25 protein-coding genes and 2 pseudogenes are annotated in these 24,745 nt (G+C 68.5%); 13 read left to right on the forward strand and 14 right to left on the reverse strand.

The genetic code is table 11. The features are described from left to right. Positions 1 to 480: 480 nt before the first annotated feature. The 3 genes from ACFQE0_RS05780 to ACFQE0_RS05790 all read left to right on the forward strand — a co-directional run bounded on the left by ACFQE0_RS05780 (position 481) and on the right by ACFQE0_RS05790 (position 2,463). Positions 481 to 1,545 (forward strand): HD-GYP domain-containing protein, encoded by a 1,065-nt coding sequence (locus tag ACFQE0_RS05780; protein WP_378967937.1) that lies wholly within the window; start codon positions 481 to 483, stop codon positions 1,543 to 1,545. After that, positions 1,542 to 1,928 carry a PilZ domain-containing protein gene (locus ACFQE0_RS05785; RefSeq protein WP_378967939.1) on the forward strand — a complete coding sequence of 129 codons (387 nt, stop codon included), beginning with the start codon at positions 1,542 to 1,544 and terminating at the stop codon, positions 1,926 to 1,928. Before ACFQE0_RS05780 ends, ACFQE0_RS05785 begins: the two co-directional genes overlap by 4 nt. A 169-nt stretch (positions 1,929 to 2,097) precedes the next feature. Beyond that, the gene (locus tag ACFQE0_RS05790) at positions 2,098 to 2,463 is read left to right on the forward strand and encodes a winged helix-turn-helix domain-containing protein (RefSeq protein WP_378967941.1); all 366 of its coding nucleotides are present in this window, start codon (positions 2,098 to 2,100) and stop codon (positions 2,461 to 2,463) included. 6 nt (positions 2,464 to 2,469) lie between these two features. Here ACFQE0_RS05790 and ACFQE0_RS05795 read toward each other — a convergent pair whose 3' ends face one another. The 6 genes from ACFQE0_RS05795 to ACFQE0_RS05820 all read right to left on the reverse strand — a co-directional run bounded on the left by ACFQE0_RS05795 (position 2,470) and on the right by ACFQE0_RS05820 (position 7,978). Continuing rightward, a complete protein-coding gene (locus ACFQE0_RS05795) occupies positions 2,470 to 3,591 on the reverse strand; it encodes a carboxylate-amine ligase (protein WP_378967944.1) in 1,122 nt (373 codons plus the stop codon). After that, a complete protein-coding gene (locus ACFQE0_RS05800) occupies positions 3,588 to 3,998 on the reverse strand; it encodes a dihydrofolate reductase family protein (protein ID WP_378967946.1) in 411 nt (136 codons plus the stop codon). The genes ACFQE0_RS05795 and ACFQE0_RS05800 overlap by 4 nt, the downstream gene beginning before the upstream one ends. 42 nt (positions 3,999 to 4,040) lie before the next feature. Beyond that, complete coding sequence (locus ACFQE0_RS05805; RefSeq protein WP_378967948.1) at positions 4,041 to 4,784, reverse strand: SDR family NAD(P)-dependent oxidoreductase; 744 nt, start codon at positions 4,782 to 4,784, stop codon at positions 4,041 to 4,043. Positions 4,785 to 4,836: 52 nt separating this feature from the next. Beyond that, complete coding sequence (gene purF / locus ACFQE0_RS05810; protein WP_378967950.1) at positions 4,837 to 6,324, reverse strand: amidophosphoribosyltransferase; 1,488 nt, start codon at positions 6,322 to 6,324, stop codon at positions 4,837 to 4,839. A gap of 157 nt (positions 6,325 to 6,481) precedes the next feature. Further along, positions 6,482 to 7,075, reverse strand: a complete 594-nt coding sequence (locus ACFQE0_RS05815; protein ID WP_378967952.1) for a CvpA family protein — start codon at positions 7,073 to 7,075, stop codon at positions 6,482 to 6,484. Between the two features lie 147 nt (positions 7,076 to 7,222). Beyond that, on the reverse strand, positions 7,223 to 7,978 hold the full coding sequence (locus ACFQE0_RS05820) for a hypothetical protein (RefSeq protein WP_378967955.1): 756 nt from the start codon (positions 7,976 to 7,978) through the stop codon (positions 7,223 to 7,225). Between the two features lie 133 nt (positions 7,979 to 8,111). On the opposite strand from ACFQE0_RS05820, the gene alr reads away from it, so the two are divergent. Together alr and radA are read left to right on the forward strand one after the other, a co-directional pair. Then, positions 8,112 to 9,203, forward strand: a complete 1,092-nt coding sequence (alr, locus tag ACFQE0_RS05825) for an alanine racemase (RefSeq protein ID WP_378967957.1) — start codon at positions 8,112 to 8,114, stop codon at positions 9,201 to 9,203. Positions 9,204 to 9,376: 173 nt separating this feature from the next. Continuing rightward, positions 9,377 to 10,807: a DNA repair protein RadA gene (radA, locus tag ACFQE0_RS05830; RefSeq protein WP_378967959.1), complete on the forward strand. Its 1,431-nt coding sequence runs from the start codon at positions 9,377 to 9,379 to the stop codon at positions 10,805 to 10,807. A 20-nt stretch (positions 10,808 to 10,827) separates the two neighbouring features. On the opposite strand, the gene ACFQE0_RS05835 is transcribed toward radA, so the two are convergent. Beyond that, complete coding sequence (locus tag ACFQE0_RS05835; protein WP_378967961.1) at positions 10,828 to 11,061, reverse strand: hypothetical protein; 234 nt, start codon at positions 11,059 to 11,061, stop codon at positions 10,828 to 10,830. A gap of 302 nt (positions 11,062 to 11,363) precedes the next feature. On the opposite strand from ACFQE0_RS05835, the gene ACFQE0_RS05840 reads away from it, so the two are divergent. After that, on the forward strand, positions 11,364 to 13,199 hold the full coding sequence (locus ACFQE0_RS05840) for a chloride channel protein (RefSeq protein WP_378967963.1): 1,836 nt from the start codon (positions 11,364 to 11,366) through the stop codon (positions 13,197 to 13,199). A gap of 75 nt (positions 13,200 to 13,274) precedes the next feature. Further along, a complete protein-coding gene (locus ACFQE0_RS05845) occupies positions 13,275 to 14,348 on the forward strand; it encodes a tartrate dehydrogenase (RefSeq protein WP_378967965.1) in 1,074 nt (357 codons plus the stop codon). 194 nt (positions 14,349 to 14,542) lie between these two features. Here the strand turns inward: ACFQE0_RS05845 and dxs are convergent, their stop codons facing one another. The 4 genes from dxs to ACFQE0_RS05865 form a co-directional block, all read right to left on the reverse strand. After that, positions 14,543 to 16,510, reverse strand: coding sequence for a 1-deoxy-D-xylulose-5-phosphate synthase (dxs, locus tag ACFQE0_RS05850; protein WP_378975299.1), 1,968 nt, complete (start codon positions 16,508 to 16,510; stop codon positions 14,543 to 14,545). Positions 16,511 to 16,580: 70 nt separating this feature from the next. Continuing rightward, positions 16,581 to 16,841: an exodeoxyribonuclease VII small subunit gene (locus tag ACFQE0_RS05855; protein ID WP_378967967.1), complete on the reverse strand. Its 261-nt coding sequence runs from the start codon at positions 16,839 to 16,841 to the stop codon at positions 16,581 to 16,583. A gap of 135 nt (positions 16,842 to 16,976) precedes the next feature. Continuing rightward, positions 16,977 to 17,489 (reverse strand): tyrosine phosphatase family protein, encoded by a 513-nt coding sequence (locus ACFQE0_RS05860; RefSeq protein WP_378975301.1) that lies wholly within the window; start codon positions 17,487 to 17,489, stop codon positions 16,977 to 16,979. A gap of 76 nt (positions 17,490 to 17,565) precedes the next feature. Next, positions 17,566 to 17,787 (reverse strand): hypothetical protein, encoded by a 222-nt coding sequence (locus ACFQE0_RS05865; RefSeq protein WP_378967969.1) that lies wholly within the window; start codon positions 17,785 to 17,787, stop codon positions 17,566 to 17,568. A gap of 271 nt (positions 17,788 to 18,058) precedes the next feature. Here ACFQE0_RS05865 and ACFQE0_RS05870 point away from each other — a divergent pair, with 271 nt between their 5' ends. The 4 genes and pseudogenes from ACFQE0_RS05870 (at position 18,059) to ACFQE0_RS05880 (ending at position 21,552) form a co-directional block, all read left to right on the forward strand. Further along, positions 18,059 to 18,616 (forward strand): metallophosphoesterase, encoded by a 558-nt coding sequence (locus ACFQE0_RS05870; RefSeq protein WP_378967971.1) that lies wholly within the window; start codon positions 18,059 to 18,061, stop codon positions 18,614 to 18,616. A gap of 305 nt (positions 18,617 to 18,921) precedes the next feature. After that, positions 18,922 to 19,500 carry an MCP four helix bundle domain-containing protein gene (locus ACFQE0_RS27615; protein WP_417568579.1) on the forward strand — a complete coding sequence of 193 codons (579 nt, stop codon included), beginning with the start codon at positions 18,922 to 18,924 and terminating at the stop codon, positions 19,498 to 19,500. Between the two features lie 2 nt (positions 19,501 to 19,502). Next, positions 19,503 to 20,618 (forward strand): annotated as a pseudogene (locus ACFQE0_RS05875) (methyl-accepting chemotaxis protein); the annotation flags it as partial. 235 nt (positions 20,619 to 20,853) lie between these two features. Then, positions 20,854 to 21,552: a 50S ribosomal protein L25/general stress protein Ctc gene (locus tag ACFQE0_RS05880; RefSeq protein ID WP_378967973.1), complete on the forward strand. Its 699-nt coding sequence runs from the start codon at positions 20,854 to 20,856 to the stop codon at positions 21,550 to 21,552. A gap of 64 nt (positions 21,553 to 21,616) precedes the next feature. Here ACFQE0_RS05880 and pdxH read toward each other — a convergent pair whose 3' ends face one another. After that, positions 21,617 to 22,249: a pyridoxamine 5'-phosphate oxidase gene (gene pdxH, locus ACFQE0_RS05885; RefSeq protein ID WP_378967975.1), complete on the reverse strand. Its 633-nt coding sequence runs from the start codon at positions 22,247 to 22,249 to the stop codon at positions 21,617 to 21,619. A 92-nt stretch (positions 22,250 to 22,341) separates the two neighbouring features. On the opposite strand from pdxH, the pseudogene ACFQE0_RS05890 reads away from it, so the two are divergent. Then, positions 22,342 to 22,806 (forward strand): annotated as a pseudogene (locus ACFQE0_RS05890) (RT0821/Lpp0805 family surface protein); the annotation flags it as partial. Positions 22,807 to 22,912: 106 nt separating this feature from the next. On the opposite strand, the gene ACFQE0_RS05895 reads toward ACFQE0_RS05890, so the two are convergent. Next, positions 22,913 to 23,176 (reverse strand): hypothetical protein, encoded by a 264-nt coding sequence (locus tag ACFQE0_RS05895; protein ID WP_378975303.1) that lies wholly within the window; start codon positions 23,174 to 23,176, stop codon positions 22,913 to 22,915. Between the two features lie 110 nt (positions 23,177 to 23,286). Continuing rightward, positions 23,287 to 24,150, reverse strand: coding sequence for a C40 family peptidase (locus ACFQE0_RS05900; RefSeq protein WP_378967977.1), 864 nt, complete (start codon positions 24,148 to 24,150; stop codon positions 23,287 to 23,289). A gap of 258 nt (positions 24,151 to 24,408) precedes the next feature. Here ACFQE0_RS05900 and ACFQE0_RS05905 point away from each other — a divergent pair, with 258 nt between their 5' ends. Further along, positions 24,409 to 24,741, forward strand: coding sequence for a hypothetical protein (locus ACFQE0_RS05905; protein ID WP_378967979.1), 333 nt, complete (start codon positions 24,409 to 24,411; stop codon positions 24,739 to 24,741). Positions 24,742 to 24,745: the final 4 nt, after the last annotated feature.

Consider the following 24,745-nt stretch of genomic DNA (forward strand, 5'->3'; position numbering starts at 1 on the left):
TGTGCCCGTCCTACACGACAAGCCTTACCGAAACCGGCGCGGTCGAGTCGTGTTGTTGCGCAGAACGCGGAGCGGCAAAGGTCGTTGCCGACTATCCCCTCACGACCGATTTCGCCTCTGAGTTGTATCCTTGGTCATTTCATCGCTTTTCTGCCGGGCATTTCCGGGATGCCTTTGATCCATGTGATTGTTGCTTCCCGCGTCCTCGCCCATCGTTCGGGCGTCGGATCCGTCCGACCGGCCCCGCCGACTTTGGCATCCCCCCGTTCATGGTTGGTGGGGCCGCTCCTCGCCTGTTTGGGCGTTTTTTGATCACGTCAATCTATTTTAAGTTGCATTGCTATTAGCGGCCTCCTCTCTCGTTTTCAGTATTGGGGGTCAGAAGTAGAGCTTAGTTAGGATTTCCCGTGCCAGTATCTGTCCCGTTCCGGCAGGGGATCGGGAAGATGTTATTCTACGGACGGCGGGGCAGCGGCTGTCATGTCTGAGGTCCTGCTGATCAGCGATGATCTGCGTCATGCCGAACGGCTGGCCCGGGGTCTCGACGATCCGCATTCCTGCCTGATCCACGACCTCTACGACGCGGACGTTCCGGCCGTGCGTCCTTCACTCGTCGTCAGCGACGTGAAGGACCTCACCTCGGATGCATTTTCGCGCCTGCGCCGTTGCATCGACGGCATCCACGGGGCGGGCCTGCCGCATATCCTTCTCGTCCATGGCCATGCCGCGCGCGCCGAGATGCATGCGCGGCTGATCGGCGCCGAGCCTGTCGCCGCCGCCGCCGCATTGCGCCTCTTGCAGATGCGGATAAAGAGCCAGCCCGCTCCGCCGCCGCTGCCTGCCGCCACCGTGGCGGCACGGCGCCATGCGGGCGAGGCCAAGCGATTCCTCGACGAGGTGTTCTTCTCCGACGCGGCGATGACGCCCGACCTCGCCGATACCGGCTCAGAGCTGGTGGCCCAGGCGATTCTCGAAACGGGCATCGCGGACTGGGTCCGGGCGGTGCAGAGGTTCGATGACGTGACGCACCAGCACATCCTGCTGGTCGCGGGGCTCTCGGCCGCCTTCGCCTGCAGCCTCGGATTCAACGCGACCGACCGGCATCACCTCGCCAAGGCGGCGCTGCTGCACGATGTCGGCAAGACGAAGATTCCCGCCGCCATCCTGAACAAGCCCGGCCGGCTCGATCCGGAGGAGCTGAAGGTCATGCGCACCCATGCGGCGCTCGGTCACGCGATGCTCCTCAATTCAGGTTTCGACGCCGCGACCCTGACCGTGGTCCGGTCTCACCATGAAATGCTGGACGGGTCCGGCTATCCGGACGGGCTGCGCGGCGCTGAAATCCCAGACCTCGTGCGCCTCGTGACCATCAGCGACATCTACGCCGCCCTCATCGAACGGCGGCCCTACAAGGCTCCCATGAGCGGCACGGCGGCTCTGGCGATCATCGACGATATGGCGGGCCGGCTCGATCCGGCACTGGTACGTGCCTTCCGGCCCGTGGCAGACGCCTTCGACACGGCTTCCCTAGAGGCGACGGCATGACGGAAGCCAGCGAGGCCGAACTTCTCTTTCGGGACATGCGCAGCGAGGAGCGCAAGGAGACGAACTGGATCGCCAAGATCCGCATGTTCGACGGTCGTGAGATCGCGACGTCGGTCAAGGACATCTCGCCCTCCGGCGCCCGGCTCGCCGTGCCCGAAGGAATGGAGCTGCCCGAACGCTTCATGTTCCGGGTCATCGGCCGCGATTTCGTCTGCGCGGTGAAGGTGGCGTGGCGGCGTGGCTCCTATGTCGGCGTCAGGATCGAGAAGGTCGGCAAGCTGGAGCCCAAGCCGGTGAAGCCGGTCGAGGAGCCGGTCCACGTCGAGGAGACGCAGGGCGGCGACGCGATGCATCGGCGCGGGAGCCGGATCATGCAGGTCTGACAACGCTCACCGAACCCGCCATCCTTGCGAGCGATGTGAAGCCATCCAGGGACGCGAGCCACTTTTGGATATGGCCCGCCTCACCGGATGGCTTTTCCATGCTCGCAAAGACGGGAATGGATACGACATCTCCCATCCGACACGGAGATGCCCGCGTGGAGAGGACCCCATGACCCTGCCGACGTCGCAGAGCGAAGACGGCGGCGCGGTTCGGGCGCGGCTCTCGATCCGCATCGATCTCGGCCCCGGCCACCGGATTGGACCGGGCAAGATCGCTCTCCTCGAAGCCATCGCGGAGCAGGGCTCGATTTCGGGAGCCGGACGCGCGCTCGGCATGTCCTATCGCCGGGCATGGCTTCTGGTGGAGGCGATGAATACCGGCTTCGGGAGACCGGTGGTGGAGGCTCAGACCGGCGGTCGCGCAGGCGGCGGCGCTCGCCTCTCGGCCTTCGGCGCCGACCTCGTCGCCCGCTACCGGGCCCTCGAGCGCGCGGCGGAGGAAGCCGCAGCGCCCTTCCTCGACGGACTCGCCTAGAAAGCTTTACGAGACCACAGCCCCGGCGATCCAATCCACCGCCGCCGCGAGGGCGGTCCGCTCGTCCCGGCCCTCGGCGCGGGCCGCGTCGGCCGCGGCGATCTGCCGGTCCGCGCTGGTGCCCTCCGCCACGATGGCACGGGCGCGGGCGACGTCTCGCTCGCAGCCCAGGGCCTGCGCATCCTCGGTGATGAGGTCGAGCACCGAATCGAGGGCCTGCGCGAAGGGCACGGCGTTCCCGCGCGCCTCGTCGATCAGTTCGGCCCGCACACCGTCGCGCTGGGCGCGCCACAGGTTCTCGGAGGCCAGTGCCCGAGAGACGCCGTCGAGCCCGGCATTGAGGTCGGGCCGCCGCACGCAGAGCCGCACGAGGCAGCGGAACAGGGCCGCGAGGCAGAGGGAATCGTCGATCCGGGTGCAGGCATCGGCGATGCGCAGTTCCAGCGTTGGGAACTTGATCGAGGGCCTTAAGGACCACCACAGATAACTCGCATCCGCGATGGCGCCTGCGCGAGTCATGATGGTGACGAGCCGGTCATGGGCGGCGGCATCCGCGAAGATTTCGGGGAAGCCGGTGCGGGGCATCTCCCCGAAGATGCAGAGTCTGTAGGCCTGCATCCCCGTCGCCTCGCCCTGCCAGAACGGCGAGGAGGCCGAGAGGGCGAGCAGCATCGGCTGGAACGGCAGCAGCCGGTTCATCAGGTCGATCCGCGCATCGGGATCGGGCACCTCGACATGGACATGCATGCCGGAGATCAGCGCCCGGCGGGCGGCCATGCCGAGATCGGACAGGATCTCCTGATAACGCTCGCCGTCCGAGGCGGTCTGGCTCCGGCGCCGGGCCAGGGGCTGCGTGCCGCAGGACAGGAGCATGAGACCGTGGTTCCGGGCGACGTCCGCGAGCCGGGCGCGCTGGCCACCGAGATTGTCCCGCGCCTCGTTCATCACCGTGAGCGGCGGGGTGCAGACCTCGATCTGCGCCGCGACCAGCTCGCGCCCGGTCTCGGGCAGGCTCTCCTTCGCCTGCGCATGGAAGGCGGCGAGATCACCGCGCGGCGTGTCGCGGGTCTCGGCATCCGCGAGAAAGTACTCCTCCTCGATGCCGAAGCTGTAGGGATGCGTGCTCATGCCGTCCGCAACGCGCCGCCGACGAGCCAAGCCGGATCGAACCAGCGGTCGGCGTCGCCGTCATAGGGAAGGCGGGTGATGTCCCATTGCTGGATGAATGGCGCGTAGACGTTCCACACGGCGATCCCACCCCCGACGAAGATCCGCCGCCCCGGATAACGGGCCAGGACTGCCTGCGGATCCTCGTGCGAGCGGATGATGTCGATGGTGCGGTCCTTGAAGGCGAATTCCGGCACGGCCTCGATCGTCTTCGGGCCGGCGATGAGGACATGGCCCTGCGTCTCGGCGAAGAACCGCGTCACGTCCTCGACGAAGAGCGGATCGGTATTGCCCTCCCAGGGCAAACGCCCATGCAGGCCGAGCTGGCCCCGCTGCCCGATGGCGCACATCGCCCGCACGTCGATCATGGCGCGTCTTCTCCCCTCAGGCCGTGGTGGTATGGTGAACCGTCAATCCGGGCGGCGCGGCGTCAGCACCCGGTCCTGGGTGAAATCGTAGATCAGGCCTGTATCGGTCCAGTCCGGCGAGGCCAGACGCACGAAATGGGGCGCCAGATCCTCCGGCGTGCGGAGCGTCTGCGGATCCTCGCCCGGCATGGCCGAGCGGCGCATGCGGGTGCGCAGGGCGCCGGGGCTCACCAGCATGGCGCGGATCGCGGTCGATTCGGTCTCGGCGGCGTAGGTGCGCACCAGCGCCTCCAGCGCCGCCTTGGTGACCGCGTAGGGACCCCAGTAGGCCCGGCAGGAATGGGCCGCGCCGGAGGTGACAAAGATCGCCCGGCCTGCATCGGACATCCGCAGCAGCGGATCGAGCGAGCGGATCAGCCGCCAGTTGGCGGTGACGTTGATGTCCAGCGCGCTCGCCCAGATCTTCGGGTCGATATGCCCGAGCGGCATCAACACGCCGAGGATGCCGGCATTGCCGACGAGAATGTCGAGCTTGCCCCAGCGTTCGTGGATCGCCCCGCCGAGGCGGTCGATGGCCTCGAAATCCTTGAGGTCGAGGGGGACCAGGGTGGCGCTGCCGCCGATCCGGCGGATCTCGTCGTCCAGTTCCTCCAGGGCCCCCTGGGTACGGGCCACCGCCACGACATGCGCGCCCGCCTCCGCGAGGGCCAGGGCGGCGGCGCGGCCGATGCCGCGCGAGGCACCGGTGACGACGGCGACGCGGCCGTCGAGGGGCAGATCGGCCATGGGGTCAGCCTTCCGGATTCGGCCTTGAGGGGCCTTGAGGGGCCTCGGGCGATCAGTCGGCTTCGGCGAGCATCGCCATCTGGCGGGGGCTGGCGATGGACAGGTCCGTCAGCCCGGTGGGGTATTCGCCGGTGAAGCAGTGATCGGTGTATTGCGGGCAGGCACTGCGCCGCTCCGTCTCGCCCATCGCCCGGTAGAGGCCGGGGATCGAGAGGAAGGCCAGGGAATCGGCGCCGATATACTGGCGCATCCCTTCGAGGTCGTGGGTGGCGGCCAGCAGCTTCTCCCGCTCCGGCGTGTCGATGCCGTAATAGTCGGGATGGGTGATCGGCGGCGAGGCGATGCGGAAATGCACCTCCGCCGCGCCTGCTTCGCGCATCATGCGCACGATCTTTACCGAGGTCGTGCCGCGCACGAGGCTGTCATCCACCAGCACGATGCGCTTGCCCGCGATGGCCGCGCGGTTGGCCGAGTGCTTCATGCGCACGCCGAGTTCGCGCACCGACTGGGTCGGCTGGATGAAGGTGCGCCCGACATAGTGGTTGCGGATGATCCCCATCTCGAAGGGGATGCCGGTTTCCTGGGCGTAGCCGAGCGCCGCCGGCACGCCCGAATCGGGCACCGGCACCACCACGTCGGCCTCGGCCCGCGACTCGCGGGCCAGTTCGTGGCCGATCGCCTTGCGCACGGCATAGACGCTCTTGCCGTTCACCACTGAATCCGGGCGGGCGAAGTAGATGTATTCGAAGATGCAGGGGCGCATCGGCTGCGCATTGGCGAAGCGGATCGACTCGACGCCTTCCTCCGAGATGACGACGATCTCGCCATTCTCAATGTCGCGGACGTAGCGGGCTCCGATGATGTCGAGGGCGCAGGTCTCCGAGGCGAGCATGTAGCACCCGTCGAGCTCTCCCAGGACGAGCGGGCGGATGCCGAGCGGGTCGCGGGCACCGATGAGCTTCTTGTTGGTGAGCGCCACCAGAGCGTAGGCCCCCTGGATCGCCTGCAGCGCGTCGATGAAGCGCTCGATGATGCGGGGCTTCCGCGAGCGGGCGGCGAGGTGAAGGATCACCTCCGTGTCCGAGGTGGACTGGGTGATCGCCCCGTCGCGCACGAGGTCGCGGCGGATTGAGAGGGCGTTGGTCAGGTTGCCGTTATGGGCCACCGCGAGGCCGCCGCCCGCCAGCTCCGCGAAGAGCGGCTGGACGTTGCGCAGGATGGTTCCGCCCGTGGTGGAGTACCGGACGTGGCCGATAGCCGAGCGGCCCTTCAGGCGCTCGATGGTCGCCCCGTCCGAGAATGAATCGCCGACGAGGCCGGGTCGCCGCTCGGAATGGAAGACCTTGCCGTCGAAGGAGACGATGCCCGCCGCTTCCTGGCCACGGTGCTGCAGGGCGTGGAGCCCCAGCGCCACGATGGCCGAGGCGTCCGGGTGGCCGAAGATGCCGAAGATCCCGCATTCCTCGCGCAGGGTATCTCCGTCAAGGTCGAAACTCGCGGTATCGAAATGCTCGGACGCGTCGACGGGGGCTCGCGACATGATCGGGCTCGGTCACTTCCTGGGGGCGACGGGCATGGGGCGCGCGCGTCACGCCGCCGTCATGTAACCGCTCCGGCACCCCAGGCCAACGGCGTTGGCCGCAGGGCAGCATTTCCTATCGCCATCCTTGCGGAGGAGTCGGGCGGCCCACCCTGGATTACCGCTTCGGCGCCTCGGTCCGGCGCTGGGTCGCGGTATCGTCGGCGGGGGCGTCGGCCGCCTCGTTCGGCGGGCTCACCGGCTTGGCCTTCTTGAACTGCTTCAGGAAGCCTTCCGGGTTCTCGGGAAGCTGCGCCACCAGCGCGTCGCCGGACTTCTCCAGCATCGGCCGCGAGCGGGCCTGCGCCGCCCAGTCCGGCACCTTGCCCTGGACCAGCCAGGACAGGAACACCCAGCCGATCACGCAGATCAGGAAGCCCCGGCCCGCGCCGAACAGGAAGCCGAGCGAGCGATCGACCGCGCCGATGCGCGAATCGAGCACCACGTCCGAGATCTTCACGGTGATGATCGAGACGATGATCAGCGTGACGAGGAAGATCGCCGCGATGGAGCCCACGAGCGCGACCGTGTCGCTGCTGACGTGCTGCTTCACCGTGGGGAGGAGCATCGGGAAGAACGACCACGCGGCTGCCGCTGCGACGACCCAGGCGACGATCGCCAGGACCTCACGCGTCACGCCACGGACGGCCGCCAAGAGCGCGGACACGGCTACGATGCCGAGGACCACGAGATCAAGGACTGTGAACGGCATGGCCTCACTTCAGGAACGCACGGGAAGCGCCGACGAGGCCCGTGCGGCTCTCCCGACCACGACCTCAGTATATCTTGCCGAACCTCGGCCGTCACCCTCACCCCGCCGACGGCGCGCGCCCTGTATCACCGATGCATCAGCGGATGGCTAGAACACGCCCCCGCTGCCTATGCAGGCGCCTGCCATCGTGGTAGCGCAGGGGTCGTTGGCCGCGCTGGCCGGAGCACCGGAAATGCCCGCGCCGCCACCCCCGCCTCCACCGCCAGAGGCGGCCGGAAGGGTCTGGCGCGTGGGATCGACCGTAGCGCCGGTGGCGATGCCCGCCCCCGATCCACCGCCTCCACCTGCGCCGCCCGCCCCGAGACCCGTGGTGGGGACGAGGCCCCGCGTCGTCGTCGAGGTGGTGCCAAGGCCAAAGGTCGTCAGACCGTTCGTGGTGCCGATGCCCAGCCCGGTCGAGCCGGTGGCCCCGATCCCCGCCGAGGCCGTTCCGGTCGAGATACCGAGTCCGCCGCTGCTCCCCAGGGAGGAGGTCCCGAGCCCGCCGGAGAACGAGCCGACATTTCCCGTCGCCCCGATCGACAGGCCCGTGCCTGCGGGCGTCGGGAGACGCCCGAGGGAGACGCCCGAGCCGAAGCTCAGGCCCCCGGCATTGAGGATGCTGCCGGTCTGCGACGAGATGCTCGGAAACGCACCGGAGGCGCTGCCGCCGAGGCTCAAGCCTCCGGGATTGGAAATGGCCCGCTGCGGAACGGCGGACGCCTGCTGATTCGTGAAGCCCGGCGCGGCGGGGGCGACGCTGACCGATCCGATGGCCGATCCGGAGGGGCCCAGCGGCGTGGTCTGCGCCAGGGCCGCGCCCGGCCAGGGCAGCAGCGCCGCAACGGCGAGAGCGATGCGCATGACGGGCATCCTGTGGCGCGTCTTTGTTAGAAGGGACCTACGCGGAAGTCGGAGGCGGAAGCCGGAGTTCCATCGTTGCCGAGCGGTGGGGTGTGGCCCTACGTCCGGGGTGTCGGTGTTCGGAGGAGGTGGCGTGGCGGGGTCGCAGCGGAGCGGGAGCGAGGTGCATGGCGGTCGGCTGACGGTCGATCTCTGCGCGCTCGCCGCCAACTGGCGCCGCCTCGCCGATGCGGCGCGAGGCGCCGAATGCGGCGCCGTGATCAAGGCCGACGCCTACGGCACGGGCATCGGCCGCGCGGGCCCTGCCCTGCGGGCGGCCGGGTGCCGCACCTTCTTCGTCGCTCATCTCTCGGAGGGCCTGAGCGCCCGCGCCGCGTTGCCCCAGGCCCGGATCTACGTGCTGAACGGTCTGCCGCCGGGCTCGGCGCCCGCCTTCGCGGAAGCCGACCTGCGCCCGGTCCTCGGAAGCCTGGACGAATTATCGGATTGGGCGGCCTTCTCTCAGGGGCGCCATGCCGCCGCCCTCCATGTCGATACCGGCATGAACCGGCTCGGCCTGTCCGTGCCGGAAGCCCTCGCGCTGACGGGCGATTCGCGCCTCGACGGCGCGGGGATCGATCTCGTGATGAGCCACTTCGTCAGCGCCGAGCAGGCCGCCGATCCCGTGAACGCCCGCCAGATCGCGGATTTCGCAAGGGTGCGCGAGGCGCTGCCCACGCTGAAGGGCTCGCTCGCCAATTCCTCGGGAATCTTCCTCGACGGCGCCGGGCACGATCTGGTGCGGCCGGGCTATGCCCTGTTCGGTGGCAACCCGACGCCGGGGACGGAGAACCCCATGCGGCCGGTCGTGCGGCTGGAAGCGACCATCGTGCAGGTGCGCCAGGTCGAGAAGGGGATGAGCGTCGGCTATAACGGTCGCTGGACCGCCCCCGGCCCGCGCCGCCTCGCGACCCTGTCGCTGGGCTATGCCGACGGGCTGCCGCGTGCCCTGAGCGGACGAGGCCATGCGCTGGTCGGCGGGGTTCCCTGCCCGATCCTCGGCCTCGTCTCCATGGATCTCATTATCCTCGACGTCACCGACGCTCCCGCCGCCCGGCGGGGAGCGAGCGCCGTGCTGATCGGGGACGGCCTGGACGTCGATGCGGTCGGCCGTGCGGCCGGGACCATCGGCTACGAGATCCTGACCGGACTTGGTTCTCGTTATGTTCGAGATTATGGTGGGTAGACGGCGCTTTCCATCCGCCTCCTCGTCCTGAGGTGCCGCCGCGAAGCGGTGGCGTCGAAGGAGACCTCCAAGGCAGCCGCGCGATCCCTGGAGCCCTCCTTCGAGGCCGCTTGGCGGACCCTCAGGATGAGGGCAACGGATGGGAAAGGGGCAGGCGGAAGAGTCCGAAGAGAATGGCCAAGATCCACCAGACCTTCGTCTGCCAGTCCTGCGGGGCGGTCTACAACCGCTGGCGCGGGCGCTGCGAGGCCTGCGATGGATGGAACACGATCCAGGAGGAGACCGCGGGCGGCCCCGGCCAGTCGGGCCCCGCAGCCACGAGGCCGAGCCGGGCCCGCGGCCGGGTCTTCCCCCTGGAAGGCCTGACCGGCGAGGCCAAGGAGGCGCCGCGTACGGCGAGCGGCATCGGCGAGCTCGACCGGGTGACCGGCGGCGGCTTCGTGCGCGGCTCGGTCATCCTGCTCGGCGGTGATCCCGGCATCGGCAAGTCGACCCTGCTGATGCAGGCCGCCGCCGCCATGGCCCAGCAAGGGGCGGGCGTCGCCTACATCTCCGGCGAGGAAGCGGTGGGGCAGGTGCGCCTGCGGGCCGAGCGCCTCGGCCTCGCCCAGGCCAACGTGCAGCTCGCGGCGCAGACCAATGTCGAGGACATCGTCGAGACCCTGAGCCAGGGGAAGCCCCCGGCGCTGGCAGTGATCGATTCAATTCAGACCATGTGGACCGAGACCGTCGAATCGGCCCCCGGCACGGTCACGCAGGTGCGCTCCTCGGCTCAGGCGCTGATCCGCTTCGCCAAGACCACCGGCACGGCGGTGATCCTCGTCGGCCACGTCACCAAGGACGGGCAGATTGCGGGGCCCCGCGTCGTCGAGCACATGGTCGATGCGGTCGCCTCGTTCGAGGGCGACCAGGGGCATCATTTCCGCATCCTGCGCGCAGTGAAGAACCGCTTCGGACCCACCGACGAGATCGGCGTGTTCGAGATGACGGATGCCGGGCTCTCGGAGGTGCCGAACCCCTCCGCGCTGTTCCTCGCGGGCCGCGACCAGCAGGCGGCGGGCACGGCCGTCTTCGCGGGCATGGAGGGCACGCGACCGCTGCTGGTGGAGATCCAGGCGCTCGTCGCCCCCTCCTCGCTCGGCATGCCCCGACGGGCCGTGGTGGGCTGGGACCCGAACCGCCTGTCCATGGTGCTCGCGGTGCTCGAAGCCCATGCCGGCATCCGGCTGGGCTCGCACGACGTCTACCTCAACGTCGCGGGTGGTCTGCGGGTGGTGGAGCCTGCCGCCGACCTCGCGGTGGCCGCAGCGCTGGTCTCGTCCCTTTCCGGCGCGGTACTCCCGGCCGAGACGGTCTATTTCGGCGAGATCGGCCTGTCGGGGGCGATCCGCCCGGTCGCCCAGGCGGGTGCAAGGCTGAAGGAGGCGCAGAAGCTCGGCTTCGCCAAGGCCCTCATCCCGCAAGGGCGGGGCGAGGGCGAGAAGGTGCTGTCCGTCGAGACGCTCCGCCACATCGCCGACCTTGTGGCCGGGATCGGCGCGGGCTCTACCCGCAAGGGTGGGCGAGGAAGAGCCCCCACCCGCGAGTACGAGGACGAGTACTGACGTCCCCGTCCCACGCGCCCTCAGGCGATGTAGGGGGTGTGCTTGTCGCCGCCCGTGAGGTGGGTTCCGTCATTATGGCCGGAATTGGCCGCGTTGATCTCGCTGCGCTGGTCGCGCGGCGGATCCGGGAACTGGGTGAGCGGACGCCAGGGCGTCGAGGGCGCCCCCATCCGCAGGGCGCTTGGCAGGCGGAACAGCCAGACCGCCAGCACCATCCACGGAACGACGAAAAACACGAAAGCGGCCAGACCCATTGCGATCCCCTGTGAAGTCCCCTCCACGCGTTAAATGCGGCCCTGGTTGTGCCGGATCCAGTCCCAAACGAGATAAGCTGGTACCGGAAGCATGATTGCGAAGAAGATCCAGTCGAACATCTGTGGCATGGGGGGCTCCTCGGCCTCGCAGGAGAGATACCGGGTCAAGTGCCTCACCCCTCCGCCCAGCTTCCCGCCTTTTCCCACGCGGTGGACGCCCGGCCCCCGGCCTGCGTAAGAACCTGGGGGTGAGCGCGCGACAGCCCTCCCCCGGAACGACGGCCGAACCGGAGGTCGGCTCCATGGCCGCGAAGACCCGCGGGAAGCGGGTGCATGGCCCCTTGGTCCAGGCACCAGGACGGCTGCGTGCCTTCGTCCGGCGCAGCGAGGGTGGCCTCATCCTGCTCGCGACCTTCGTCGGCGCGGTCTCGGGCCTTACCGTTTCGGGGATGACGCTGCTCACGCAGACCCTGCGCGAGGTCCTCTACCGGCTTCCACCCGGAAGCCGCCTGAGCGCCATGGGGGCGGTCGATCCGCTCCTGCTCCTCGTCGGCCCCTGCCTCGGCGGCATCACCCTGGGGCTCCTGATCCTGCTGGCCAACTACGTGCGCGGCCCGCGCAAGCGCCCGGCCATCGATCCGATCGAGGCCAACGCCCTGCATGGGGGGCGGATGTCGTTGCGCGACAGCCTCTATCTCGGCCTGCAGAACATCATCTCGAACGGGAGCGGCGCCTCGGTCGGGCTGGAGGCGGGCTACACGCAGATCTGCTCCGGCGTCGCCTCGCGGCTCGGCATCGCCTTCGAGGTGAGGCGCGGGGATCTGCGCACGCTGGTCGGCTGCGGCGCGGCGGCCGCCATCGCGGCGGCCTTCGGCGCGCCGCTCACGGGGGCGTTCTACGCCTTCGAGTTGATCATCGGCTTCTATTCCATCGCCATGCTGACACCGGTCGTCGTGGCCGCCCTGTGCGGCAGCCTGATTTCGCAGGCGATCCTCGGCACGCAGCCCCTCGTCGCCTTCGACAACATGCAGGCGGTGACGACCTCGCACATCACCAGCCTTGAGATCGTTCCGAGCCTGATCCTCGGCCTGTTCTGCGCCATGCTCGGCATCGCGGTGATGCGCGGCGTCACCCTGGTGGAGCAGGTTGTGCAGGCCTCGGGCCTGCCCCGCGTCGCCGGGCCCATGGTCGGCGGCCTGTGCGTCGGGGCGCTGGCGCTGGCAGGCACGCCACAGGTTCTCTCGGGCGGGCACGGCGCCCTGCACATGCACTTCGCCGAGGGGGCGGAGGGTTATACCGGCCTCGCTCTCGCGGGCCTGTTCGCGGCCAAGGCCGTCGCCTCGGCCATCTCCATCGGATCCGGCTTTCGCGGCGGCCTGTTCTTCGCCTCGCTGTTCCTTGGCGCCATCGCGGGCAAGTTCTTCGCGGTCGCCGCGCCGCTCCTCGTGCCCGGCATGGCCGCCTTCGGCCTGACGCCCCTGGCCTATGCGGTGATCGGCATGAGCGCGCTGGCCGTCGCGGTGATCGGCGGCCCGCTCACCATGACCTTCCTGGCACTGGAGGCGACGGGGAGCCTGCCGATCACCGGCCTCGTGCTCGCGGCGGTGATCGCCTCCTCGCTGACGGTGCGGAAGACCTTCGGGTATTCCTTCGCCACCTGGCGCTTCCACCTGCGCGGCGAGAGCATCCGCAGCGCCCACGATATCGGCTGGATCCGCTCTCTCACGGTCGGGCGTCTGATGCGGCGGGACGTGAGGGCCGTTCCCCTCGACACGCCGCTCCCCACCTTCCTGCGCGCCCATCCCCTCGGCTCACCCTCGCGGGTCGTGGTGGTGGACGGGAAGGACCGCTATGCCGGCATCGTCTCGGTGCCGGAGGCCCACGCGCTGGCCCGGGAGGCGGCGTCCGGCGACCAGCCCGCCCTGGCCGACCTCCTGCGCTCCACCGACGCCTTCCTGACGCCGGAGATGAATGCCAAGGAGGCCGCCGCCGCCTTCGACCGGACGGAGAGCGAGGCGCTCGCGGTCCTCGATGCCTCGCGGAACGTGCTGGGCCTCCTCACCGAGAGCCACACCCTCAAGCGCTACAGCGAGGAACTCGACCGTCAGCGCCGGGCAATGGTCGGGGAATCGGTTTGAACGTCAGGCGGGCGGATTGACCCCGCGGCCCTTGTCCTCACCTTGGGCCGCAGACGAGAACAGGCGGAGGAAACCATGGCAGAGCGCAGCTACCGCATCGCGGTGATTCCGGGCGACGGCATCGGCAAGGAGGTCGTGCCCGAGGGCGTGCGCGTGCTCGAGAAGGCCGCCAAGCGCCATGGCTTCTCGCTGACGCTCGATTGGTTCGATTTCGCGAGCTGCGACTACTACGAAAAACACGGCCGGATGATGCCGGAGGACTGGAAGGCGCAGATCTCCGGCCACGACGCGATCTATTTCGGCGCGGTCGGCATGCCCGACCGGGTGCCCGACCACATCTCCCTGTGGGGCTCGCTGATCCTGTTCCGGCGGGAATTCGATCAATACGCCAATCTGCGCCCGGTACGGCTGATGCCCGGCGTGAAGTGTCCGCTGGCCGACCGGAAGCCCGGCGACATCGATTTCTGGGTGGTCCGCGAGAACACCGAGGGGGAATACTCGAACGCGGGCGGGCGGATGTTCGCGGGCACGGACCGGGAATTCGCGATGCAGGAGACGATCATGACGCGCCACGGCGTCGACCGGATCCTGAAATTCGCCTTTGACCTCGCCCAGACCCGGCCGCGCAAGCACCTGACCTCGGCCACCAAGTCCAACGGCATCTCGATCACCATGCCGTACTGGGACGAGCGGGTGCGGGAGATGGCCAAGTCCTATCCCGGCGTCACCTGGGACCAGTACCACATCGACATCCTCACCGCGCATTTCGTGCTGAACCCGGACCGGTTCGACGTGGTCGTCGCCTCGAACCTGTTCGGGGACATCCTGTCCGACCTCGGGCCCGCCTGCACCGGCACGATCGGCATCGCGCCGTCCGGCAACATCAACCCGGAGCGGGTGCATCCGTCGGTCTTCGAGCCGGTCCACGGCTCGGCCCCCGACATCGCGGGCCAGGGCATCGCCAATCCGATCGGCCAGATCTGGTCCGGGGCGATGATGCTGGAGCATCTCGGTGAGCGCGAGGCCGCGGCCGAGATCGTCACCGGCATCGAGCGTGTCCTCGCCGAGCGGACTTTGCGCACCCGGGATCTCGGCGGCAACGCCGACACGCAGGCCTGCGGCAAGGCGGTGGAAGAGGCTTTGGGCTGAGGCCGATCCGTCGCCGGTACTACGCGGTGACCCCTCTCCCCGCCTGCGGGGAGAGGCCCGTTTGCACCTCGTCGTGCAGACGGGAAGGGGAGGCGAAGCCGCAGCGGCGGTGAGGGGGGCTCAGCCCGCTCCCCGCAAGATGGGGAGAGGGGTCCCGAACCCGGCTGCGCTGTCCCTCGCAACGACGGTGTTTGTTACCGCGGACGGCGGCGGACGCTGACCACGTTGTCGGCGATGTCGCCCTTTCCGGCCTTGTCGGACGGCAGCGTCTCGTTGACGACCTTTGCGATGCTGTTGGCGTCGAGACCGGCCTCGGCGTACATCTTCTCCGGGCTGTCGTGGTCCTGGTACAGGTCCGGCAGGGTCATCGTCCTCACCCGCACCCGGCCCGCATCCAGCGCGCCGCGCTCGGCCAGCAGGTGCAGCACCATCGCCCCGAACCCGCCGCGCGAGCCCTCTTCCACCGTCACCAGAACCTCGTGACGCGACGCCAGATCCAGGATCAACGCCTCGTCCAGCGGCTTGGCGAAGCGCGCATCCGCGACCGTCACGGCCACGCCCTGGTCCGCCAGCAGGTCCGCCGCCTTCAGCGCCTCGGCCAGACGCGTGCCCAGCGACAGGATCGCCACCCGCGCATTCGCATCCTCGCGCACCATCCGGCCCTTGCCGATCGGCAGCGCCACGCCCTTCTCCGGCAGTTCCACCCCGACGCCCTCGCCGCGCGGGTAGCGCAGCGCGATCGGGCCGCTGTCATGCGCGTGGCAGGTCGCCACCATGTGCACCAGCTCCGCCTCGTCGGCGGCGGCCATCACCGTCATGTTCGGCAGGCAGCACAGATAGGCGAGGTCGAACGCGCCCGCATGGGTCGCCCCGTCCGCCCCCACCAGGCCCGCCCGGTCCATGCAGAACCGCACCGGCAGGTTCTGCAACGCCACGTCGTGCACGACCTGATCGTAGGCCCGCTGCAGGAAGGTCGAGTAGATCGCCACGAACGGCTTGTAGCCCTCCGTCGCCAAGCCGCCCGCGAAGGTCACCGCATGCTGCTCGGCGATGCCGACGTCGAAGGTCTTGTCCGGGTGCGCCTTGCCGAACAGGTCGATGCCCGTGCCCCCCGGCATGGCGGCGGTGATCGCCACCACCTTCGGGTCGGCATCGGCCGCCTTGATCAGGCTCTCGCCGAACACCCGCGTATAGGCCGGCGCGTTCGGCTTGGCCTTGGCCTGTACGCCCGAGACCACGTCGAACTTCACCACGCCATGGTAGCGGTCGGCCGAGGCCTCGGCCGGGGCGTAGCCCTTGCCCTTGCGCGTCACGACGTGGAGCAGGATCGGGCCGTGCTCGGCGTCGCGGACGTTCTTCAGCACCGGCAGCAGGTGGTCGAGGTTGTGGCCGTCGACCGGGCCGACATAGTGGAAACCCATCTCCTCGAACATCGTGCCGCCGCCGACCACGAGGGAGCGGGCATATTCCTCCGCCGCCGCCGCGCGCTGGTAGATCGCCTTGGGCAGGAGCTTGCCGAGCTGCTTGGCCGCGTCGCGCAGCGTGCGGTAGGTGTCGCCCGAGGCGAGGCGCGCGAGATAGGCCGACATGGCGCCGACGGGCGGCGCGATCGACATGTCGTTGTCGTTGAGGATGACGATGAGGCGCGAATGCAGGGCGCCGGCGTTGTTCATGGCCTCGTAGGCCATGCCCGCCGACATCGAGCCGTCGCCGATCACCGCGATCATGTTCCGGCGCTTCGCGCTCTGGCCCTTGGCCTTGGCGGCGGCGACGTCGAGGTCGCGGCCGACCGCCATGCCGAGCGCGGCCGAGATCGAGGTGGACGAGTGCGCCGCGCCGAACGGGTCGTAGACGCTCTCCGAGCGCTTGGTGAAGCCCGACAGGCCGCCGCCCTGGCGCAGCGTCCGGATGCGGTCGCGGCGTCCGGTGAGGATCTTGTGCGGGTAGCACTGGTGGCCGACATCCCACACGATGCGGTCGTCGGGGGTGTCGAACACGTGGTGCAGCGCCACCGTCAGCTCGACCACGCCCAGCCCCGAGCCGAGATGGCCGCCGGTCACCGACACGGCGTCGATCATCTCCGCGCGCACGGCATCGGCCACATTCTGCAGCTCGCCTTCCGGAACACGCCGCAGATCCGACGGCTCGTTCACACGATCCAGCAACGCTGATTGCTCAGGGGTGATCGCCACGGTCACAACCTCATTTCCCACGGGACCGACCCGAGAAGCCTTACGATACGTCGAGGGGCGCGACACCATCCGGCCGCCCATCGGCAGTCAGGGTGATTCGCTGAATGCGCGCCTCGGCCTGCTTCAGCAGGGCCTCACAGCGCCGCTTCAGTGCCTCGCCCCGTTCGTAGATCGCCACCGATTCGTCGAGCGGCACGTCGCCGCGCTCGAGCTTGCGCACGATGTCCTCGAGGTGCTCGAGGGCCTTCTCGAACGGCAGGGCGTCGATCGACGGGTCGGTATCGGGTTTCTCTGCAGTCATCCCTTCACTCGTTCTTTGTCCGGTTCTAAGGCGGCTTGCGAAGCGGGGACAACCCGCCATGCCCGAAGCCGGGGTCGTCATGCGCCGCTTTTGCCCGCCACGGGCGCGTTTGCGCCACACCCTTGGGTGGTACGGTCAGGTCAAGGCAAGCACGAAGGGGGTCCCCTCGTAGGCATCCGCCCCGCGCCCGATCCGCGCGATGGCGGCGACCATCCGGCCCTCGCGCCCGAGCAGACGATCCGCGATCTCCACGAAAAGCCGGTTCGGGGTGGCCGAGGGCGAGGCGGCGCGCAAGGCCTGCGCGATCTCGTCCTCGTCGCGTTCAGGCGCCAGGGCGCAGGCGGCGATGTAGGCGGCGGCGGGCGAACGGCTGATGCCTGCGTAGCAATGGATGACCAGGGGCTTCTCCCGCGGCCAAGCCCGGACGACCTCGAGGAGCGCGGCCACGTGCTCGTCGCCCGGCAGGATATGGCCCGCCTGCGGTGCGGCGATATCGCTCACACCGATCACGGTGTGGTTCGCGGCCGGAATGGAGGCGGGACGCTCCACCGGCATTCCGACCGTAACGATGGTGAGAAGATGGTTCGCCCCCGTCGCGAGGACGGTGTCGGGGACACGCGAGAGGGGGCAGACGTGAAGGGTCGGCATCGCCCGCCCCTGCCGTGCGATCATGTCCGATCGAGGGCGGGAGCAATGTCGGGGCGGAGCCCCGACGAATGCCCGGTCAGGCGCTGAGAGCGAGAGCGTGCGGGTTGCCGGCGAGACCCGCGCAGAGATCATCGATCTCGGTGAGGTCCAGGGCCTCGCCGGTCTGCCCGGCGATGGTGTCGATCAGGTGATCCTGACGCGGATCGAAGGGGTGACCCTGCATCCGGTAGAATTGGTAGTATCGCAAAGCGGCGAGGACGGTGTCGCGTTCTCGGTCGGTTACGGTGAAGTTCTGCATGGGTCTTCGCTTCCCCTTGTGGCTTCAACGAACGCTCGGTTCGGACCGCGACGCCTCGAACCAAGCTTGGCCATTGTAGCGCGCATGTCACAAGCTGGACAGTTCTTGACAGGTCGCGTGGAAGTGATTCGTTTTCATTAGGATTTTTGGCCGCCCGGTTTCGTCAGCGTCGACGAGACTGCGCGAGACTTTAAGCCGCTGGCTTTTTCGCCTTGCATGACGGCCCGCCGGTTCCACCTCGATGCGGAATGGGGCGACTTGACCGGAGCCGATGGCCACCTTCTTCACCGCCGACACGCATTTCGGCGATCCCCATGTCCTGCGGCATGGCCGGGCGCATTTCGGCTCGGTGGCGGTCCATGACGAGGCGCTGATCGCCCACTGGAACGCGGTGGTGGGGCCCGACGACACGGTCTGGCACCTGGGCGACTTCGCCGTCGATTCGAGCCGGCAGCGCTGCGCGGAGATCTTCTCGCGGCTGAACGGGCACAAGCATCTCGTGCGCGGCAACCACGATTCGAACCGCATCCTCGATCTGCCCTGGGCCGAGCCCCCGATGGAGAATGCCCGTCTCACCCTGGCCGACGGGACGGGCCGCGACCGGCGCCTGTTTCTCTCCCACTACGCCCACCGCGCTTGGCCCGGCCTCTGGCGGGAAACGATCCACCTCTTCGGCCACAGCCACGGCTGGCTCCCCGACACCAGCCGCTCCTGCGATGTCGGCATCGACGCCTGCGAGGCGCGACCGGTGGGGCTCGATGATATCCTCGAACGGCTGAACGCGGCCGAGTTGGCACCCGAGGAACTGGCGCGGCACGGGTTGCGGTGAGGGGGTATTGCCTCGCGGCTTCAAACAGACGACGTCACGCGCGAAAGCAGTCGGCACGCCTCTCGTCGCAATGGCTCTGCCTTCACTTAGGTGAATCATCGCCGATCTTTTGTCGTCAAATTGTTCGCAAAAATTCCGGCTGTTCCTACTTAGTCACAATGTATCAAGGGTGCACATTTTGCTTCGAAAGAACGCTAATCACTCAAAGTTTGTGAGCACGCAGTGCATGAACCGCACCTGATATTTAACTTACATCAAGCAATCTTCATTAGCTTACTTTTCAGCTAGGGCGCGGAAGTGTCAAAATGAAGATCCTCAACAACGCCAATATCATCACCAAAATAGCGCTTCCGCTGGTGATCGTCGCAGCTATCTCGGGAGGACTGGTCTTCTACGCACGCTCGAACCTGCGAGAGATGGCCACTCAGACCCGCCAGCTGGTCGATGTGCAGATGAAGCGGCTGGAGAACATCCTGGCGGTTCGGCTCAACGTGAATGAGGCAGCCGTCCAGAGCCGCAACATGGCCATGGAGACGCGTGATGAAGAGATGGCGGGATACAAGGCCCGTTACGAGGCCGCGCAGAAGGCTGCCATCGGCAGCGCCGACACGCTGATTGCCTTATCGGATTCGGAACAGCGCAAGGCCGCCAACCAGAATCTTCGCAATGTTCTGGTGGAGTTCTTCGCGATCAGCGATCGCGCCAACGTTCTGGGGCTGACCAACAAGAACGAGGCGGCCGGAAAGGTCCTCCTGATCGAGGCGGCGCCCCTTCGTGCCAAGGTCCGCGATATCGTGCAGCCGCGCATCGATTTGCTGACGAGGGGCTCAAGGAGGCCAGCGACAGGGCCGATCAGGCTGCGGCCGACACCGGCACGCTGCTGATCGGCTCCACCGTCATCGGATTGCTGACGGCCATGATCCTGGCGGCGTTGATCGCGGTCTTCGGCATTACCCGGCCTTTGGGCAGCCTCGTGGTCGTCCTTCAACGGATGGCGAAGGGCGAGATCGATGCCGAGATCGTCGAGGCCAAGCGCGGCGACGAGATCGGCGCGGTGGGCAAGGCGGTCGAGGGCATCAAGGCGATGGTCGCGCAGAAGGCGGCCGAGCAGGCCGAGATCAAGCGGATCGCCGACCAGGCGGCCGCCGTCGAGCGCAAGCGCACGATGACGGAACTGGCCGACAGCTTCGAGCGCGCGGTGGGCGGTATCATCGGTACGGTCTCCTCGTCGGCGACCGAATTGCAGGCGACGGCACAGCAGATGACCTCGACCGCCAACGAGACGGCCGCGCAATCCACCTCCGTGGCGGCGGCCGCAGAGGAGGCCGCCTCGAACGTCAACACCGTGGCGGCGGCCGCCGAAGAACTCGGCGCATCGGTTCAGGAGATCGGGCGGCAGGTGCAGGGCTCGGCGGGCCTTGCGCAAGTGGCCGTCGGCGAGGCGGATCAAACCGCCATCCTGGTTCAGGCCCTGCGGCAGACGTCGTCCAAGATCGGCGACATGGTCGGCATGATCTCGAACATCGCCGGGCAGACGAACCTGCTGGCACTCAACGCGACGATCGAGGCCGCCCGGGCCGGCGAGGCAGGTCGAGGCTTCGCGGTGGTGGCCACCGAGGTGAAGGAACTGGCCTCGCAGACGGCCAAGGCGACCGAAGAGATCGCAACCCAGATCGGTGAGATTCAGGGTGTGACGGAGCAGGCGGTTTCGGCCATCGGAGGCATCACCAACCGCATCCGCGAGATCAACGGCGTTGCGTCGAGCATCGCGGCGGCGGTCGAGCAGCAGGGTGCGGCCACCGCAGAAATCGTGAGGAACGTCACTCAGGCCGCCAGCGGCACCGGCGAGGTGACCAGCAATATCGCTGGCGTGGCGCAGGCCTCGGAGGAGACCGGGGCAGCTGCGGGCCAAGTTCTCTCGGCTGCGTCCGAACTGTCGCGTCAGTCGGAGCATCTGGGGGCCGAAGTCACGCGCTTCCTCGCGACCGTCCGCGCCGCCTGATCCGGCAAAAGGTGGCCGAACATGGCCACCGGCCGAGGCATCGACAATCCGGCGCGGCGCCTTCCTTCGTGAGGTCGCCGCGCCCCGAAAACTTGCCTTCCGGCCCCTCTTTGTGTATCGCCACCCGGCGCCCCCGAGACACCCTTGGAGGCAGGGGCGCGCCGGGAAGGCTTAAGCCGTCCGTTATGGGCGGCTTTTTTACGTTCCGGCTCCAACTATCTGAAGGATCACGCCTATGAGCGCCATCAAGTCGCTTGAGGCCGTGGCACGCGACCGGGTCGGCAAGGGGGCCGCCCGGGCCGTTCGTCGCCAGGGCCAGATTCCCGCCGTCGTCTACGGCGCGGGCCAGCCGCCGGTCTCCATCGCCATCGACCTCATCCGTGCCCGCACCCTGATCTATGCCGGTGGCTTCAAGACCACCGTGTTCGAGATCGCGGTCGGCGGCCGTAAGCTGCGCGCCATCCCGCGCGACTTCCAGCTCGACCCGGTTACCGGCGTCCCGCTGCATGTCGACTTCCTGCGGGTCGTCTCGGGCCAGACCGTGACGGTCGCCGTGCCGGTGCACTTCATCAATGAGGACGAGGCCCCCGGCATCAAGCAGGGCGGCGGCACCCTCAACATCACCTCGCACACCCTCGAGCTCGACGTGGCTCCGGATCGGATCCCCGAGGCAATCGAGGTCGACCTGACGGGCCGCCAGATCGGCGACGTGATCCACGTTTCCGACGTGAAGATCCCGGCCGGCACCTACACCGGCGAGCCGACCGATCCGGTCGCCAACATCGTCCCGCCGACGGTGCTGGGCGCCGAGGTCGAGGCCGAGGAGGCCGCGATCGCCGAGGCACAGTCCGCTGAGGCGGCCGAGGAGAAGGCCGAGGCCGAGGCTGCCGCCGAGGAAGAGAACAAGGGCGAGGACGAGAAGTCCGAGGACTGATCCTCCGGATCGTCATCACCCTACGAGAAAGCCCCGGCCTCGCGGCCGGGGCTTTTTCATGCCCTTAGGGATAGAGCCGCGTCCCCCGCCAGCCTTCACCGTCGCGGACGAAGCGCACCCGGTCGTGCAGGCGGAAATCGCCGTTCTGCCAGAACTCGATCGTCGTCGGCAGGATGCGGAAGCCGGTCCAGTGCGGCGGGCGCGGCACCGGCCCCTCCCCGACCCGCTCGGTCACGGCGGCGACCTCGTCCATCAACGTCTGGCGATCCGGGACCGGCCGCGATTGCTGGCTGGCGATGGCGCCGATCCGGCTCTCCCGGTGGCGGCTGGCGAAATAGGCGTCGGCCTCCGCGTCCGTCACGCGCTCCACCGGGCCGCGCGCGCGGATCTGCCGCCGCAGGCTCTTCCAGTACAGCACAAGCGCCGCCTGTGGGTTGGCCGCCAGCTCCTCGCCCTTGGTGGACTGGGTGTTGGTGTAGAAGACGAAGCCGCGCTCATCGAAGGCCTTGAGCAGCACCACCCGCACGTCGGGCAGGCCATCGGCATCGGCGGTCGCCAGCGACATGGCGTTGGGATCCTCCGGCTCGGCCGCCTCGGCCTCCTTCATCCACGCTTTGAACAGCGTCACCGGATTCTCGGCACGCGTGAAATCTTCCGGAATCGAGGCATCCGGGCCACCGATCGTTAACTCGTTCAAGCGAACACTCCTGACCACCAAGTCCGGGGCCTGAGGGGGCAACGGCGCATCCGTCGAACGGACGACCGCCGTGGGTCAGGTGTGATGGTCTGATGGTCTCGCGTCACTGTAAAGAGTTCCGGATCCTCGTTCCGGTAGGAGCGGCTTTGTGCCTGTGTCTTGGCTTGGCCGGGTGCAGCCAGCCCCTCCTCCTGTTCCGGGGAACGCCCGAGCCGGAGGCTGCCGTGAAGGAGCCGACGACTACGGGAAGCATCGAGCAACCCAAGACGTTCGGGTCTGATCTCAACGGCGAGGATTGGCGGCGCGCGCATGCCGCGCTGACGGTCGCGCTGGATCCGCAGGGGAACGGCCGTCCGGTCAAATGGGACAACCCGGATACGGGCCTCTACGGTTCGGTGAACCCAACCGGATTGCCCTTCGTGTCCGACGACAGGATCTGCCGGAACTTCCTGGCTTCTGTGGTCGGCTCGGAGAAGAGCCGCTTCGTGCGCGGCACGGGCTGTAAGCCCTCGGGCGGGGAGTGGTCCCTGCAGGCGATGCACAGGGCGGCCGCGCCAACGTCTTCCATGCCGAAAGCCTCCGCACCCAAGCCGACGGGCGGCAAGGGCAAGGAGGCCAAGGGCGCGATCGAGGACCCGGCCGAGTAGGCCGGGCCTGAAACCCTTAGTAGGGCTGGCCGTAATAGGGCCGCAGGCGCAGCCGCCGGGCGGGCTCGGGCTGCGGGCCGGGAGGCGCCGCGTAGCCTGCCGCCGCTTCCGGCGCATAGGTGCGCAGATACGGGTCGAGGGCCGGGTCGCGGTAATTGCCGTTGTTGACGCCCGCCGAGCGATCATTGCCGTTCAGGGCCGAGTACGGCGAGAGGCCGCTGCCGGAACCCCCGCCGCCGCCGCCACCGCCACCGAAGGCCAGGGCCGCGCCGGGCAGCATTGCGAGCAGGACGCCGCCGAGGGCGAGGCCGATCCGAGTGCCAGTCATTCCGGGTCTCCGGGGTTTCGAACTTGACAATTCAACGGGGCCGCCGGTGCGGCGGTTCCTGTTCAGGGCCTGCGGAAGGAGGTCACGGGGCCGTAGCTGTTGGCCAGGATCCGCGCCCGCGCTTCTACCAGGGGTTCCACCGCCACCGCCATATGGTGGCCGTTGGCGTGGATGAGGAGATCGCGGTCGAGCATCAGCCCGACATGGCCGCGCCAGAAGACCAGATCCCCCCGCTCCAGCGCAGCGGGGTCGTCGGGCAAGGCGGTGCCGAGGGCGCGCTCCTGCATATCGGCGTCGCGCGGGCATTCCCGCCCGGCCACGTGCAGGGAGAGTTGCACCAGCCCGGAGCAATCGAGCCCGAGGCTCGTGCGGCCCCCCCATAGATAGGGCGTACCGACGAGACGCTCGGCGGTGGCGGCATGGTCGGGGACGGTGAACTCCGCCTCGCGGCAATGCGGAGCGAAGACGAAGCCCAGCGGTGTCGCGAGGTAGTCGCCCTCCCGCCCCGTCGCGGCCAGACGAGCCCCCAGGCTCAGGTGCCCGAGCGGCGGGCGCTTCAGGTCCGGTGCGGGGTAGACGAAGGTCCGCACGGCCGTGACCACATGGGTCGGTGCGGGATCCGCCGGGCCGAGGCTCTCGACTGGGAGATAGCCGACATAGCCGTCCCGCTGGAGTTGCACGAAGGCGTGATCCCCTTCCTCTGCGTAGAAGGTGACGGCGTCACCGAGCAGAGCCTCGGTCTCGGTGCCGGATTGGAGCGAGGGCGTCCGCCGAAGCGGGGCCGAGGGGACGCGAAGCCGCCGCTCCTGCCCCTCGACGAAGCGTGTGGCCTCGACGATGCCGCGCAGGCGTGAATCCGCGAGATGCGGCCGGGCGGGAGTGAGGCGCGGATCTTGCGACATCGCGGCACTGTCGAAAAGGCTCATGAGAAGAGGATAGGCGCGGGCAGGTTAACGCGAAACGCGGCTGTCCCCGCACGCATTGACGGAAGCGAGGGCCCTCGGGATACGACGCCGTCCCTGTGCGGCCCGGTGTCGCATGAGGATGCCGGGGTCCGGCTCATCCGTCCAGCACCGAAGGGCGTCCCGATACGTCGCCCGTTCGTCGATCATCTTCTTTTGATGCACTGCACAACCAGCCCTGGGCGCGCTATGCTGAGGGCTATGAAGACCGCGAGTCGCCCCGTGAAGAAGACACAGAAGAGCTACGCCGACCTTCCCCCGATCCGGGTGCGCCGCGAGCCGCCGACGATCGTGGAAGCGGTGGCCGCTGCCCAGGACCTTGCCGACGATGTCGAGCAGCAGGTGGAAATTGCCGCCGGGCTGATCGGCTTGCCGGCAGAGGAAGTCCGCCCGCACGTGCTGTCCGCCCAGCGGGCCAAGCCGGAGCGGATGCCGGAACGGATCCTCAGCCATGCGAGCCCGAGCCGCGCCCCGCGCACGGTCATCGTGGAACGTCGCGCCCGGCCGACTGTGGTGGTCGAGCGCCGCAGCCGCCCCCTCACGCCGCACCGCTGAGGCG

Origin of the sequence: Methylobacterium komagatae (assembly GCF_042661665.1) — a bacterium.
Taxonomy (GTDB): Bacteria; Pseudomonadota; Alphaproteobacteria; order Rhizobiales; family Beijerinckiaceae; genus Methylobacterium; species Methylobacterium komagatae.